This window comes from Pandoraea sp. (genome assembly GCF_041919235.1).
Classification (GTDB): Bacteria; Pseudomonadota; Gammaproteobacteria; order Burkholderiales; family Burkholderiaceae; genus Pandoraea.
In genome coordinates this window covers 1-14,546 of the sequence record NZ_JAYRUC010000035.1, presented here as the reverse complement: position 1 = coordinate 14,546, position 14,546 = coordinate 1, and the positions used below count along the sequence as shown (strand labels likewise).

The window sequence follows — 14,546 nt, the reverse complement described above, 5'->3', positions numbered from 1 at the left end:
TTGCAACGCATTCTTGAACCCGGACAGATCGAGTCGCTCGATCGCACCGCTATTCCCCGTCTCCGCATGCCGCAACGCGCCGAGGTCTTCTCGGCGCGAGCGGCGCGTCTGCGTCAGCTTGCCGACGCTCATCCGCTCGGCGATTACCTGCGGCTCATGGCCACGCTCGTCGACGCGCAGCAGCGCGTCCTGAACACGTTACAGGTCGAGCGGCCGTCGGCTGAATCGATCGAGCAGGCGCAACAGCATTGCATGCCGCTGGTGCCTGCGAACGGCGGCTACGACGCCGGACGGTGGCAGCCGTTGCTCTCGCCGTTGCTCGACGCGGTGGCTGCGCTGCCGGACTTGCCCGCGTCGGTGCGCGGCGTGCTCGACCGGATTCGCGCTGCCGATCCGGCCTCGCTCGACGCGGCGGCGCAAGCGTTGCTCGCGGGGCACGGCAAGGGGGTCGATGCGGCCATGGCGCCGTTCCTGATGGCGGCATTGCAAGTGCTTTGGACGGGCGTCGCCAGCACCTTCGACGCGGGCGAAGTGCCCATGCTCGATGTTCCCAATGTCTGTCCCGTGTGCGGCACGTTGCCGGTGGCGAGCGTGGTTCGCATTGGCGGGGCTCACGAGGGCTATCGCTATCTCGCGTGTGGACTGTGCGCGACCGAATGGCATATGGTCCGCGTGAAATGTACGCACTGTGAAGCGAGCGAGCATGTCGCGTATCACGTTGTCGACAAGACGGGAGACGCGGGGGCACCCGGTGCACACATACAGGCAGTGGTCAGCGCGAAGGGGGACATCGTCAGGGGCGCCGACGGCCGTCCGGCGCTTGACGAAGCGGCCAAGCGGGTCGCGTCATCGGCCATCCGGGCGGAGTCGTGCGACGACTGCCAGAGCTATCGCAAGATCTTCTATCAGGACAAGGATCCATTCGTGGAGCCGGTTGCCGATGACCTTGCGAGCGTCGCCCTCGACGTATTGATGGGCGAAGCCGGATACGCGCGCGCCAACGGCAATCCGCTGCTCTGGCAGAACGCCGAGCAAGCATAGGGGGAGCGCGGATGGCCGAGCATGATCATGGGCCGGCGAGCGCTGCGGATTTGCCGTCGCTCGATCGGCTGCTGGGAATGTCCGAGTTTCAGGCGGCGCTGGCCGACTTTGGTCGCACGCAGGTCACGGCCGCCTTGCGGCGGGACCTCGACGAGTGTCGTGTGGCGGCGCTTGCGGGCACGCTCACGCGCGACACGCTGAGCCCGGCCGCCTTCGGTGCGCGCGTGACTGGCGCGTTGAGCGCGCGCAACCGGGCGACGTTGCGTCCCGTATTCAATCTCACGGGCACGGTGTTGCACACGAATCTCGGCCGGGCGTTGCTGCCCGAGGTCGCAGTGGAAGCGGTTCTGCAGGCGCTTACGATGCCGGCCAACCTCGAATTCGATCTCTCGACGGGCGGACGCGGCGACCGCGACGATCTCATCGCGCCGTTGCTGTGCGAGTTGACCGGTGCCGAAGCGGCCACCGTCGTGAACAACAACGCGGCGGCGGTGTTGTTGATGCTCGCGACGCTTGCCAAGCGTCGCGAGGTGGTGGTGTCGCGTGGGGAGCTGGTGGAAATTGGCGGCGCGTTTCGCATTCCCGACATCATGACGCACGCTGGCGCGAAGCTCGTGGAGGTGGGCACGACCAACCGCACGCATGCGCTCGACTATCGGAACGCCATTGGCGAGAAGACGGCGTTGTTGATGAAGGTGCATTGCAGCAACTACGAAGTGACCGGCTTTACCAAAAGTGTCGACGTCGCGGAGGTGGTTCAGATTGCCAGGCCGCACGGTGTGCCGGTGGCGGTCGATCTCGGCAGCGGCACGCTCGTGCCGCTTGAGCGATGGGGTTTGCCGCACGAGACGACGGTGCAGGAGACGATTGCCGCTGGGGCCGATCTCGTGACGTTCTCTGGCGACAAGCTGCTGGGCGGGCCGCAGGCGGGCATGATCGTCGGGCGCAAGGATCTCATCGCGAAGATCAAGAAGCATCCGCTCAAACGGGCGCTGCGCGTGGGCAAGCTGACGCTTGCGGCACTGGAACCGGTGTTGCGGCTGTATCGCGATCCCGACCATCTGACGCAGCGGCTCACGACACTACGATTGCTCACCCGCGCGCGCGCCGACATGGCGGCGCAGGCGGAGCGCATTGCGCCGATGCTCGCGAAGTCGCTGGGTGACGCCTACACCGTCACCGCGGCGCCGATGGTGAGTCAGATCGGCAGCGGTGCGTTGCCGGTCGAGCAACTCCCGAGTTACGGGTTGGCGATTATGCCTGCGGGCGGTGGCAAGCGCGGCGGCGGTCGTGCGCTGGCCAGGCTCGAAGCCGCGCTGCGTGCGCTGCCGTATCCGGTGATCGGCCGCATTGCGGATCAGACGCTGTGGCTTGATCTGCGTTGTCTCGAAGCGAATGACGAAGCGCGTCTCGCGCTGCAATTTGCGGAGCTACGCGCATGATCGTGGGCACTGCCGGTCACATCGACCATGGCAAGACAAGTCTCGTTCGCGCGTTGACCGGCGTTGACACCGATCGTCTCAAGGAAGAAAAGGCGCGCGGTATTTCCATCGAATTGGGTTATGCCTACACGCCGTTGCCTGACGGCGAGGTGCTGGGATTCATCGACGTCCCCGGGCATGAAAGGCTGATTCACACGATGGCCGCCGGTGCTGTCGGCATCGACTTCGCGCTGCTTGTGATTGCGGCTGACGACGGCATCATGCCGCAGACGCGCGAGCATCTTGCCATTTTGTCGATGCTGGGTGTGCGGCGTGGTGTGGTCGCGATGTCGAAGGCGGATCGTGTTGATGCGGCGCGCGTGGCTGCGCTGACGCAGGAAATTCGGCAATGGCTTGCGAGCACACCGTTCGCGCAGGCCGACATCGTGCCGGTGTCGGCGACGACGCCGGGCGATGCGGGCGTGGCGGCGTTGCGCGAGCATCTGACGCGAGCGGCGCAGGCGCTGAAGGTGTCGGGCAATGTGACGCGTCGCGACGACGCGTTGTTTCGGCTGGCGGTGGATCGAGTGTTTACGTTGACGGGGCATGGCACGGTGGTGACCGGCACGGCGTTCGCGGGCAAGGTGCGCGTGGGCGAGAACCTCGTGGTGATGCCGCAGGGATTGCCGGTGCGGGTGCGCAGCATTCATGCGCAGAACCGGCCGGTGGATGCGGGCCGGGCAGGGGAGCGTTGCGCGCTGAATTTGGCGGGGGTCGAGCGCGACCAGCTTGGGCGTGGCGACTGGATCGTGGCCGAGGGATTGTCGGGGCCGTCGCGGCATGTGGATGTCGAACTGCATTGGCTTGAAGGCAGCGCGCCGCTCACGCAATGGTTTCCGCTGCACGTGCATCTGGGCACGACGCATGCGCAGGCTCACACGGTCCTTCTTGAGGGCGACACGCTGGCCCCTGGTGGCACGATGCGGGTGCAGTTGGTCTTCGATGCGCCGGTGTGCGCGATGCCTGGCGACCGCTTCATCGTGCGTAATCCGCAAGCGACGGCAACGGTGGGGGGCGGGCGGGTGTTCGACCCGGATGCACCGGAGCGCAAGCGCCGTTCGACGGCTCGCTTGGCGTGGCTCGGTGCCGTGGCGCAATATCTTGACGGTGAGGGCCTGGGTGGGCTGCTTGCGCAGTCGCCGTTCGGGTTGACGAGTGCGCAAGTCGTGGCGCTCACGGGGTTGCCGACGGGGGGATGGCAGTGGCCTGCGAACGCCGTGGTGCTCTCGGGCGCCGACGGGGCGTCGCTGGCGTTTGATGCGTCGGCGTGGTCGGTGGTGCGTGCGCGTGTGCTCGACGCTTTGCGTGAGTATCACGCGCGCATGCCGGATGAACCGGGGCTCGATGCGGCGCGTCTGGGCCGCATGACGTGGCCGTCGCTGGACGTGTCGCGTTGGCGTGTCGTGGTGCAGGCGTTGTTGAGCGATGGTGCGGTGGCACGTACGGGGGCGTGGGTGCATCTGCCGGCGCATCGCGTGGAAATGACGGCTGAGGAGAGTGCGCTGGCCGAGGTGCTGTTGCCGCGCGTGGCGCAGGGGCGGTTCGATCCGCCTTGGGTGCGCGACATGGGGCGTGAGTTGAGCGTGCCGGAAGAGCGTGTGCGAGCGGTGCTGCGCAAGCTCGCGAGGCAAGGGCGGGTGCATCAGGTCGTGAAGGATTTGTTTTACGACGACGCGTGTGTGACGACGCTCGCGGCGATGATTGCAGGGGCCGACGGGAAGGTTGAGGCGGGTGCGTTTCGCGATGCAACGGGCTTGGGGCGCAAGCGTGCGATTCAGATTCTGGAGTTCTTCGATCGTGCGGGATATACTCGCCGCGTTGGCGATTGGCATGTGCGGCGCCCTGGGGTGGCGTGGGGCGTGGCGTAGCGCGGTTACGGCATCGAAGGTCGGTGGCGCGCGCGATGTGCGTGTCGCTGCGCCACGAACGGGCAGGTGAAGGTACGTCGTCCGAAGGAAGGCATTCGTATCCGGTGATGCGGCCGGGCTTCAAACCCGGTTGGGGGCGTCAGCCGCTCCCAGGTCGGTTCGACTCCGGCTGCTTTCCGCCACAAGGCTTTCGGCGTTTTGTGAATTTCGATTTTCGGCTGGTTGCCGTTCCGCAAAATCCCACCTGTTCCGCAGAACTCACTTCGTGGGCTTCACTTTATCGCAGCGCCTATTGCGTACATAATCGTGGGCGCCTGCGCTTCTCATTCAAACGGCACCCGCCTCGCGTCCGCGACGGCGTTGTTCGCCGAGCCGAATCGCCTCTGCGACCACGCTAAGCACTTCGGTGCCCGTATTCTCCGAGTGCGCCTTGAGCACTTCACCCAAGTGTGGGCGTCCGGCCTCACGCAAGGCCGCCATGATCCGGTCGTGCTCTTCGTGCGACTCCTGCCAACGGGAAAGATCCGCGTTTGCCGCGCCACGGGCACGGTGAACTTTACTCATCAACGCAGCATAGACCGATGAGAGTACAGGGTTTCCCGCACCGTCAACAATCATCTGATGGATCTGTTGGTTAATCCGAAAGTACTCCGTCCGGTGGCCTTTGCCATGCGCGTCGAGCATCTGCTCGTGCTTCCGCTCGATAGCGGCCAGCGCAGTCTCGGTCAATCGCGGCGCAGCCAACTCTCCCGCCATTCGCTCGAGGCCATGCAGCACTTCAAACGTCGCGCGAAGCTCGTCAAGATCGAGCGGCGCAACCCGGTAGCCGATGTATTGCCGATGCAGCACCAGCCCCTCGGACACCAGCGTCTTGAGCGCTTCGCGCAATGGCGTCTTCGAGACGTCGAACACTTCGCAAAGCGTCTTCTCGTCGATGCGCTCGCCTGGCGGCAATTCGCCCTCCTCGATCATGACGCGTAAGCGTGCCGTGATTTCGGCAGCCATACCCAGCGTGCGGAGTTTGTGCGATTTCTGAAGCGGAAGAGTCACGGTCGTGGATGGGTTTATCGGCGTCGCGAACATCCTACCATGTAGGGAAATCCCTAGCAATGAAATCAATAAAATCAATTATTTACCGATCTTGTAATTACAGATTACAGATTCTATACTCGCCCTCAAGTCGCGACGAACGGTACACAAGTCAAGTCATCTACTCTGGAGATTCACCATGCAGTCGACGGGCAGGGTTGCCACTATGGCGGGCACGAAGAGCGCTGTGCGCTGGAAGATTTTTTTCTTGATGCTGTGTCTGATCTCGATCAACTACATCGACCGGGCGTCGTTGTCGGTGGCCATGCCGCTGATTTCTAAAGAGTTCGACCTCACGCCCGCGATGGAAGGGTTGATCCTGAGCGGATTCTTCTGGACGTATGCCGTCATGCAGATTCCGGGCGGCATGCTCGCTGACAAATACAAACCCCGCGTCGTGATTGCGCTGGCCACGGTGTTCTGGGGCATTTTTCAGGCGGCCGCCGCGTTGTGCACCAACGCCACGTCTCTGCTGCTGACCCGCTTCGGTCTGGGCGCGGCAGAGGCGCCGATCTATCCGGCGGGCGGCAAGCTCAACGCCATCTGGATGACGACGTACGAGCGCGGTCGAGGTGCGACGCTGCTCGACGGCGGCGCGCCGCTGGGCGCGGCCCTTGGCGCCATCATCATTACGTGGCTCATCACAATGCTTGGCTCGTGGCGTCTGGCGTTCGTGGTTGCGGGCGTTGGCACCGTGCTGGCCGGTTATGTCGCCTGGCGCTACATCCGCAACACGCCGCGCGAACACCCCGGCGTGAACGACGACGAAGCGAACTACATCGAAGAAGCGCAAGCCAACGAGCATCGCGCCGAACCGGCCAACCTGTCCGGGCGTTCGATGGATTTCTTCAAATACCGCTCCGTGTGGTGCATGGCGCTGGGCTGGATGTGCTTCAACACGGTCTTCTACGGGCTGCTGACCTGGATGCCGAATTACCTCCACAAGGTTCACGGCTTCGACATCAAGCAGATGGGCGGCGCGAGCTTCATCATCTTCTTCTGCGGTTTCATCGGCGAGCTGTTCGGCGGCTGGGTCGGTGACAAATGGAAGGCGGCGGGCGGCTCTCCCAACAAGGTCATGCGCACCCTCTTCGGTATCGCCGCCGTCATCGCTACCGCGTCCATCTTCTCCGTGGCCTACGTGAAGAGCGATGTCGTGACGGTCGTGCTGCTGTCCTCGACGCTCTTCTTCCTTCGCTGGTGCGGTCTGTACTGGTGCATCCCGTCGATTCTCGGCACGCGTCACAAGGTCGGATTCCTGGGCGGCGTGATGAATCTCGGGGGCAACATCGGCGGCATCAGCGTGCCGCTGATCGTCGGCGTGATCGTACAGACCACCGGTTCGTACTTCCTCGCGCTGATGTTCTTCGCTGCCGCCGGCGTGGGGCTGCTCATCTGCTCGACGCTGATCGATTACGAACGCAAGCTTCCGGTTTGATAGCTCTGCAACACGTTTTCACCCCTCGATCGGCGCGCCGCCCAGGCGGCCGATCACCGCATTTTCGGTAAGACCATGACGATAAAAAAACGCAAACTGCTTGGCATGCTCACGCCGTCGTCCAACACGGCCCTGGAGCCGATTTCCAGCGCGATGGTGGCCGGTCTGGCGCATGTCTCTGTCCATTTTTCCCGCTTTCGTGTCACGGAGATTTCCCTCGGCGCAAACGCACTCGGCCAGTTCGATTTGCAGAAGATTCTCGACGCGGCGCAATTGCTCGCCGACGCGGAAGTCGATGTCATTGCCTGGAACGGCACGTCGGCCGGGTGGCTGGGGTTCGAAACCGACGAGGCGCTGTGCCGGCAGATCACCGAGACGACCGGTATTCCCGCCACGACCTCGGTGCTGGCGCTCAATGAAGTGCTGACGCGAACCCGCGTGACCGAACTCGGTCTGGTGACGCCGTATCTGAGCGACGTGCAACAGCGCATTGTCGCGAACTACGCGCGTCAGGGCATTCGATGCACGGCGGAGCGTCACTTGGGGCTCAGCAAGAACTTCGAGTTCTCTGAGGTCAGCGCCCAGACGCTCGAACGTCTCGTCAATGAAGTCGCGCAGGCGCGCCCCCAAGCCATCACGACGTTCTGCACCAACCTGCACGCCGCGCCGCTCGCACGTGCGCTGGAAGCCCAGACCGGCATTCCTGTGTACGACACCATCTCGACGGTGCTCTGGAAGTCGATGAGACTCGCCGGGATCGACACCCGCGCGCTGAGCGACTGGGGCCAATTGTTCCTGCAAGGGGAGTAAGACGATGAGCGACACGTTCGACCTGGTCATTCGTCATGCCGACGTGGCGACGGCCTCCGATCGCTTTCAGTGCGACATCGGGATACGCGACGGCGTGATCGCCGCCTTGGGCAAGCATCTGGCAAGCGGTGCGCGAGAGGTGGACGCTTCGGGCTTGCTGACGCTGCCCGGCGGTGTCGACGGCCATTGCCATCTCGACCAGCCAATGCCTGACGGCCTGCGCATGGCCGATGACTTCTTTACCGGGACGCGTGCGGCCGTGTGCGGCGGCACGACGACGGTGATCCCGTTTGCCGCCCAGGAGAAGGGGGGCTCGCTGCGCGCTGCAGTGGACGACTACCACCGTCGCGCCGAAGGGCGTGCGGTGGCGGACTACGGCTTTCATCTGATTGTGGCGGATCCGACGGAGAAAGTGCTTCGTGAGGAACTGCCGCAATTGATTCGCGAAGGCTACACCTCGTTCAAGATCTACATGACGTACGACGATCTGAAGCTCTCCGATCGCGAGATTCTGGAGGTGCTGTCGGTGGCCCGCGAGCACAGCGCTCTCGTGATGGTGCATGCGGAAAATGCCGATTGCATCGCGTGGTTGACGGACAAGCTCGTCGGGCAGGGGCGCATTGCGCCGAAGTTTCATGGGCTGGCGCGGCCGGCGGCCGTCGAGCGCGAAGCGACGCACCGGGCGATCACCTTCGCTGAACTGGTCGACGTGCCGATCCTCATCGTGCATGTCTCGGGCAAAGAGGCCATCGATCAGATACGGTGGGCGCAGGGCCGGGGAATGCAGATTCTGGCCGAGACCTGTCCGCAGTATCTGTATTTGAGCGCGGAAGATATGGGCCATCCGGGCGACGACGGTTATGCCGGGGCGAAATGCGTTTGCAGCCCGCCGCCGCGCGACGCCGACAATCAGGAAGCGGTTTGGAAGGCGCTCAAGCAAGGCGTTTTCTCGGTGTTCTCATCGGATCACGCGCCCTTCAACTATGACGATCCGCAGGGCAAGAAGCCGGGCGGCGCGCCGCAGTCGTTCGAACATATCCCGAACGGCATTCCGGGCATCGAGACACGTCTGCCATTGCTGTTTGACGGCGTGCGCCACGGACGCCTGTCGATTCACCAGTTCGTGGAACTCACGTCGTACCGTCCGGCACGGCTTTACGGCTTGTACCCGCGCAAGGGCACGATCGCCGTGGGCGCCGATGCCGATATCGTGCTTTGGGATCCGGACGCGCGCATGACGATTCGCAATGCAGATCTGCATCATGCCGTCGACTACACGCCCTACGAGGGGCGCGAGGTCACCGGCTGGCCGGTGCACTGCTTTTCGCGCGGAGAGCAACTCGTGGCGGGCGGGCGATATCAGGAGGCCGCGCCTGGGCGAGGGCGCTTCCTGCCGGCCGACGCCCCGTCCCTGGTGTGACGACGAATAATGACTGTTGCAGGAGCACTCATGCGCTTACTTGTTGTAAATCCTAATATCTCTACGAGTGTGACGGGGTTGATTGAAGCGGAAGCCCGGCGTGCCGCATCGCCGCAAACGACACTTTCCTTCGCGACGGCGTCGTTCGGCGTTGCCTATATCGAAACGCGTTTCGAAGCCCTTGTCGGCGGATACGCCACGGCCTGTGCGGCTGCAGAACAGGCGGGCACGTTCGACGGGCTGGTGGTGGCGGCGTTCGGCGACCCGGGATTGGGCGGGCTCAAGGAATTATTCGACGTGCCGGTCGTGGGCATGACGGAAGCGGCGTTGGCGAGCGCGTGCTTATTGGGGGCGCGTTTTTCGGTCATCGCGATCTCGCACCGGATTCAAGCCTGGTATCGGGAGTGTGTCGAAGCGAACGGATTGACATCGCGACTTGCAAGCATTCGCAGCCTCACGTCGCCGTTGCGCGATATTGCGACGGTGCAGGACGATCACGCGCAACGTCTCGTCGAACTGAGTCGGCAGGCGATCGACGAGGATGGCGCCGACGTGATCGTGGTGGCGGGCGCGCCGTTGGCGGGGCTGGCGAGGACCCTGCGGGATCGCATTGCGGTGCCGGTTGTCGACGGCGTTTCAAGCGCGGTCCGGCATTGCGAGTCGCTGGTGGCACTGCAACCGGGCGTTGCGCGCCTGGGCAGTTTTCAGCGACCGCCCGTGAAGCCTAACGCGGGGCTGCCCATTGCCGTGCGGCGCCTGCTCGATGCGCCGGGGACGCTGGACGGCTGACGCGCTCGAACGGCCAACGTACGCACTGCGGTCGCACGGACGACAGCTTCGCTCGGCGTCACGCGGGTCAAGCGCGTCATGCGCGTCATGTGGATCATGTGGATCAGGGGGCATGCTCGATCAGGATGCCAGCGCCATGACGCCGAGGCCCATGTACAGCAGGCCGGTCAGGTACCTTCCGATATCGGGTTTCGCGTTTCCGTTGCCGAGCGCCTTGCCGATCAGGCGGGCGAGTGCGGCGTATGTGATGTCGCTCAACCCGCCCACGAATGCAAGAATCAGCCCGAGGGTGACGATTTGCTGTGGCACCGGGCCGGAATCGGGGGTCACGAATTGCGGTAGGAACGCGGCGATGAACAAGCCGGTCTTCGGATTGAGCAAATTGACAAGAAAGCCCCGCTTGATGGATGCACTCAGCGCGCTCGCCGACGCCAGCGGTGTTTCGTCCGCAGCGCAGCGGGGGCTGCGAATCGCCTTGATGCCCAGGAACACAAGATATCCGGCGCCCAGCGACTTGATTGCGGCAAAGAGTAACGGCGAAGCGATCAAAAGGGCCGTAAGGCCCGCAGCGGCAATGCCGATGTGAACGAGTGTTGCAAGCATCACGCCGACGCATGACGCGACACCAAAGCGAAATCCCCGACTGGCGCTGGCCGTCGACACGTAGATGGTGTTCGGCCCAGGGATTGCGACAAGTACGGTAACGGTGGCTAGAAAGTACGGCAGAGCGGCAATATCGATCATGGCGGCATTTCCGGAAGCAGAGTGATCGGCCAACGACGCGCGACCCGATCGAGTGTCACGCCTATTGCACGGCGTGGCGTGCGGCAGACGGCATGTCGTGTAGGTTAAACGTCATGAGCGCGAGGAAGACGATCAGGCCAAGGTAATACACTCCATAGGTCACCCGGCTTCCGTCGATACCCCGCAATAACGCAGGTTCTCCGGGGCCCGCAGGACATAACGCCACGCCTTGCCGAGCTGCGGGATTGCGAGAATCGCCATGCGTTATGTTCACCTTTGAAAAGGCGAAATCCGTAGCGAAGTATGCCAGCGCAGGGATAGGATTCCGAATGACGTGACAGAACAAGGTCGGCGCAAGGCGCCATGGAATCAAGCGTTTCCCTAATCGCTTTGGCCGATGCAGATGTCGCTGCCGCTGCCGCGCGGACGCGCTTCATCGACGGGTGCGCCGTGTACGACGGGACAACAGTGGGCCCTCTTCGTGCCCTTGCCGTTTCGCCCGAAAAGGAGAATGTTCCCACGCCTTCCCACGCCGATAGCCGGAACTCCCGCTCTGAAGACCGCATCGATGGAGGGAATGTGTCGCCGCTGCCATTATGTGATGGAGACATCGCCGCGTACGATGACTTCCGTGAGGCCGGAGCACGACGCGTTCGCGGCGAACGCGCGACGCGCTTGCCGATGATGTCGCGCGCTCGACTGAGCGGACGGCGAGTCGACGGGGCGGGCATTCAGTGCCCGACGAATCGCAGCACCCTCCGCTTCGGGCGAGCGCGCGGCGAGTCGACGGCGGCGTGAAACAGTGTGTTGCATGCCGCTGTCGGCTGAAATTCAGAAATGGCGGTACACTCCTAGCGCACGCCGTCGCTATCCGGTGGCGGGCGACTCCCCCAATTTCGGCCTGTTTGAACGTCATCATGAAGTCCCCTGGTACTGTCTCCGCCACGCCCGCATGCGACGCTGACGAATGCGTCGAGCGGGTCGCAACCGCGACCCTGCCCACTCGCTATGGCACTTTCACCTCACATGCATTTCGCGTCAAAGGCAGCGATAACGAGCACCTCGCGCTGGTCATGGGCGAGGTCGGCGGCGACGCACCCACGCTGGTGCGTTTGCACTCGGAATGCCTGACGGGAGACGTGTTCGGTTCCTATCGTTGCGATTGCGGGGAACAGCTCGATGCAGGGATGCGCAAGATCGCCGAGGAAGGGCGCGGCGTGATGCTGTACCTGCGCGGCCACGAGGGGCGCGGTATCGGACTGAGCAACAAGATTCGCGCTTATCTGCTTCAGGAGCAAGGCCGCGATACGGTCGAAGCCAACCTCGATCTGGGCCTGCCCGACGACGCGCGCGAATACGACTCCGCGGCCGCCATTCTGCGTATCCTCGGCGTCCGTTCGGTGCGTCTCATGAGTAACAATCCCAAGAAGTTCGATACGCTCGCGAAGCACGGCATTCCGGTGTGCGAACGCGTGGCGCTCGATATCCCGATGCGCGAAGAGAACGAGCGTTACATCCGCACCAAGCAGGCCAAGTTCGGACATTACTTCGAAGAGAACGAATAGGGCAAAACCTGGACGTAGGCGACTTGGCCCGGTGTCTTCTGAGAGATGTTGTAATTTGCTGAATCTCAAGAGGAGATGGCTGACGCTCTGACCGGGGATAGCGCGTTGGCGTTTGTCTCTGCGTGCCTGAATTCGCCTCATTGGCGTAGGTTTTCTTGATGTTGTGCGGGACGACTGGCACGGTCGGTCACCGCCAATTCGAGAAGGTCATTGATCGCAACGACGCGCCTGAGGCTGTGACGATGGACAAAAGCGGGGCCGATTCAGTCGGCCTGCGAGGCCCATCGACGCTGAGTCCGAATCGTCCATCACCGTTCGGCAGGTCAAGTATCTGAACGATGTTATCGAGCCGGTTCATCGGGCGACCAAACGTCGCAACAGTTCCATGATGAGGCTCAGGGCGTTCCGGTTTGCTCGCTTCATCCTCGCAGGCATTGAGACGAAGCACGTGATCGGCAAAGGTCCAGCGAAGATCCAGCGAAGATCCAGCGAAGATCCAGCGAAGAACGGCGACGCCGCGCGGGCAGCCGCTGAACCGTTCCATTCCAGAATTACGTAGGTATCCTTATGGTATGAGGATTTTCAGCCTTGTCGACCGTATCGCGATACGACTGGTGATGCGGCACTGGGCCAACGGCCCGCACGGCATCAGCGAATGCTGTTGAACCAGGTCAGGATGTTATCGGAGCCGCCAAGCGTCAAATCGTTGCCGTAAAGTCCGGCGAGGAAAGTGCCGCGATGACTTGCGCCCGCGACCGGAACGCCGGTCACATGCGAGCCTCCCGCTGCCAGAGCGGGATAGATCATGGCCGGATGGAGTACTTCGTCAGCGAGACCGTAGATGAAACGAATCGGGCAATCGTAATCCCAATATGTAGCGCGATTGGCAGCGAGGTGCCGGAGGAAGGCGCTGTTCTGAGTCGTGGTGAAATGTTCAAAAAAGCCAGGCCTCAGGAAGTCGGAGCCCATGGGGAAAGGCTTTGTCTGATCGGTTTCGAGTTTGTAGTCTGCCCAGAATTTCATGGCGAGAGCGTGAAACTCCGGCCGGATGGCACTTTTCATTAAGCCGTTCAGACCGTACTGCAACTCATAGCTTCCCAGCGTGATGATCATGCACAGCGCAATCCAGCTTGGAAGTGCTGGATAGGTCGTAACGCCGCTGGGTAACGGAAAAGTCTGAGCGCCGGCCCAGAACCGCCAAGCCTCATTCAGGTCGTTGAATGGGCTTGCAACAGCTGTCCCCGCGATAGCGCGGGATTGCATGCGCAACGCCTGATGCAGCCATTGTGTGTTGAGCGCGCCCTGTGACCAGCCGTGCAGGAACAGTTTGGATGGCTTGAGGCCCAGCCCCCGCATTGCGGCTTCGCCGGCTGTCAGGACGTCGAGGCAAGTCTGTGTAGTCACGTCCTTGACCGCATAGGCTTCGCCGCGGCCATCACGGAATGGCCCCTTGCCAACATAATCGGCGGCGATCACGGCATAGCCCTGTCCGGCAAATCGCTGAACGTTAAAGAGTGTTTCCAGAGAGTCCGTCGTATCCGAGAGCTGATGGTCGGGGTTGGATAGGCGCGTGAGATTGGACGGCACCTGATCGAAGGAGAGGATCGTACCGTGCTGCCAGGAAAGCAGGGGGATCTCTTCGGTGACACCCACGGGCAGCGCCAGAAGCCCGCTGACTTTGACCTTCTCACCGCTTTCCGGATTGACCGTGAAGGTGACAATGCGGTGAAGATCGACGTCAAAGCGTGCTCCATGCGTTTTGGCGTCAAAGGTCGGGAGTATTACCGGATCATTGAAAAGCGGATAGGCCTTGGCCACGAGCAAGTCCAGCCGGTCAGCACTGACGCGGCATGAGCGATCGATGGCGGGGGCTCCAGCGTCGTTGCCGGCGGCAGTGGCTGCAGGCACATCCGCCAATCCGATCGCCAGCGCACCAGTACCCAGCATCAGATTACGTCGCCGGCGGTTGACTTCATCGGTCAGTACACCGTCTTTCTTCTCGCAAGAGGCGCCTGTAAAAAACTTTCCGAGAAAATCCATAAGACCCCTTGATTCCTTAAAGAAGCCACGGATCGAACCGCAGCGACGCTTGCCATTGAATATGGCAACTTTGAATTTTGACTGGTATTCGTTAATTCAATGTTGCTCTGGATCAAAGTCTGGATTTTTTCTCTCTTGCACACTGATGGCGATACCGGGCGGGGTCCTGTTTCCGTTGGTGGCAATTGAGCCCCGGGATACACGGCGCGATTAAAGGACTTTAAGTGAACATGGACCGCAGGAAGGCTATCACTCTCATCT

12 protein-coding genes and 1 tRNA gene are annotated in these 14,546 nt (G+C 62.5%); 9 read left to right on the top strand and 4 right to left on the bottom strand.

Going from position 1 to position 14,546, the window contains the following annotated elements:
- The first annotated feature begins 9 nt into the window (after positions 1 to 9).
- From fdhE to ACE3UG_RS20985, 4 genes are all read left to right on the top strand, one after another.
- A complete protein-coding gene (fdhE, locus tag ACE3UG_RS21000) occupies positions 10 to 1,041 on the top strand; it encodes a formate dehydrogenase accessory protein FdhE (protein WP_374627586.1) in 1,032 nt (343 codons plus the stop codon).
- A gap of 11 nt (positions 1,042 to 1,052) precedes the next feature.
- On the top strand, positions 1,053 to 2,483 hold the full coding sequence (selA, locus tag ACE3UG_RS20995) for an L-seryl-tRNA(Sec) selenium transferase (protein ID WP_374627552.1): 1,431 nt from the start codon (positions 1,053 to 1,055) through the stop codon (positions 2,481 to 2,483).
- Positions 2,480 to 4,390: a selenocysteine-specific translation elongation factor gene (selB, locus tag ACE3UG_RS20990; protein ID WP_374627550.1), complete on the top strand. Its 1,911-nt coding sequence runs from the start codon at positions 2,480 to 2,482 to the stop codon at positions 4,388 to 4,390. Before selA ends, selB begins: the two co-directional genes overlap by 4 nt.
- A gap of 86 nt (positions 4,391 to 4,476) precedes the next feature.
- Positions 4,477 to 4,572 (top strand) — tRNA-Sec (locus ACE3UG_RS20985).
- Between the two features lie 145 nt (positions 4,573 to 4,717).
- On the opposite strand, the gene ACE3UG_RS20980 is transcribed toward ACE3UG_RS20985, so the two are convergent.
- Positions 4,718 to 5,395, bottom strand: coding sequence for a GntR family transcriptional regulator (locus tag ACE3UG_RS20980; RefSeq protein WP_374627584.1), 678 nt, complete (start codon positions 5,393 to 5,395; stop codon positions 4,718 to 4,720).
- Positions 5,396 to 5,618: 223 nt separating this feature from the next.
- Between ACE3UG_RS20980 and ACE3UG_RS20975 the strand changes: the two genes are divergently transcribed.
- The 4 genes from ACE3UG_RS20975 (at position 5,619) to ACE3UG_RS20960 (ending at position 9,936) form a co-directional block, all read left to right on the top strand.
- Positions 5,619 to 6,917 (top strand): MFS transporter, encoded by a 1,299-nt coding sequence (locus ACE3UG_RS20975; protein WP_374627548.1) that lies wholly within the window; start codon positions 5,619 to 5,621, stop codon positions 6,915 to 6,917.
- An 81-nt stretch (positions 6,918 to 6,998) separates the two neighbouring features.
- The gene (locus ACE3UG_RS20970; RefSeq protein ID WP_374627582.1) at positions 6,999 to 7,727 is read left to right on the top strand and encodes an aspartate/glutamate racemase family protein; all 729 of its coding nucleotides are present in this window, start codon (positions 6,999 to 7,001) and stop codon (positions 7,725 to 7,727) included.
- A gap of 4 nt (positions 7,728 to 7,731) precedes the next feature.
- Positions 7,732 to 9,147: a dihydropyrimidinase gene (hydA, locus tag ACE3UG_RS20965; RefSeq protein WP_374627546.1), complete on the top strand. Its 1,416-nt coding sequence runs from the start codon at positions 7,732 to 7,734 to the stop codon at positions 9,145 to 9,147.
- Positions 9,148 to 9,177: 30 nt separating this feature from the next.
- Positions 9,178 to 9,936, top strand: coding sequence for an aspartate/glutamate racemase family protein (locus ACE3UG_RS20960; protein ID WP_374627544.1), 759 nt, complete (start codon positions 9,178 to 9,180; stop codon positions 9,934 to 9,936).
- Between the two features lie 120 nt (positions 9,937 to 10,056).
- On the opposite strand, the gene ACE3UG_RS20955 is transcribed toward ACE3UG_RS20960, so the two are convergent.
- The gene (locus tag ACE3UG_RS20955; protein WP_374627542.1) at positions 10,057 to 10,680 is read right to left on the bottom strand and encodes a LysE family translocator; all 624 of its coding nucleotides are present in this window, start codon (positions 10,678 to 10,680) and stop codon (positions 10,057 to 10,059) included.
- Between the two features lie 917 nt (positions 10,681 to 11,597).
- Between ACE3UG_RS20955 and ribA the strand changes: the two genes are divergently transcribed.
- Complete coding sequence (gene ribA, locus ACE3UG_RS20950) at positions 11,598 to 12,245, top strand: GTP cyclohydrolase II (RefSeq protein ID WP_374627540.1); 648 nt, start codon at positions 11,598 to 11,600, stop codon at positions 12,243 to 12,245.
- A gap of 187 nt (positions 12,246 to 12,432) precedes the next feature.
- Here the strand turns inward: ribA and ACE3UG_RS20945 are convergent, their stop codons facing one another.
- A complete protein-coding gene (locus tag ACE3UG_RS20945) occupies positions 12,433 to 12,789 on the bottom strand; it encodes a hypothetical protein (protein ID WP_374627538.1) in 357 nt (118 codons plus the stop codon).
- Positions 12,790 to 12,893: 104 nt separating this feature from the next.
- Complete coding sequence (locus ACE3UG_RS20940) at positions 12,894 to 14,285, bottom strand: lipase family protein (RefSeq protein WP_374627536.1); 1,392 nt, start codon at positions 14,283 to 14,285, stop codon at positions 12,894 to 12,896.
- Positions 14,286 to 14,546: the final 261 nt, after the last annotated feature.

Coding starts and splice junctions, on each gene's coding strand:
- ACE3UG_RS20975 (WP_374627548.1), top strand. CDS start 5,619: ATGCAGTCGACGGGCAGGGTTGCCACTATGGCGGGCACGAAGAGCGCT.
- ACE3UG_RS20955 (WP_374627542.1), bottom strand. CDS start 10,680: ATGATCGATATTGCCGCTCTGCCGTACTTTCTAGCCACCGTTACCGTA.
- ribA (WP_374627540.1), top strand. CDS start 11,598: ATGAAGTCCCCTGGTACTGTCTCCGCCACGCCCGCATGCGACGCTGAC.
- ACE3UG_RS20945 (WP_374627538.1), bottom strand. CDS start 12,789: ATGGAACGGTTCAGCGGCTGCCCGCGCGGCGTCGCCGTTCTTCGCTGG.
- hydA (WP_374627546.1), top strand. CDS start 7,732: ATGAGCGACACGTTCGACCTGGTCATTCGTCATGCCGACGTGGCGACG.
- selA (WP_374627552.1), top strand. CDS start 1,053: ATGGCCGAGCATGATCATGGGCCGGCGAGCGCTGCGGATTTGCCGTCG.
- ACE3UG_RS20980 (WP_374627584.1), bottom strand. CDS start 5,395: ATGGCTGCCGAAATCACGGCACGCTTACGCGTCATGATCGAGGAGGGC.
- ACE3UG_RS20940 (WP_374627536.1), bottom strand. CDS start 14,285: ATGGATTTTCTCGGAAAGTTTTTTACAGGCGCCTCTTGCGAGAAGAAA.
- selB (WP_374627550.1), top strand. CDS start 2,480: ATGATCGTGGGCACTGCCGGTCACATCGACCATGGCAAGACAAGTCTC.
- ACE3UG_RS20960 (WP_374627544.1), top strand. CDS start 9,178: ATGCGCTTACTTGTTGTAAATCCTAATATCTCTACGAGTGTGACGGGG.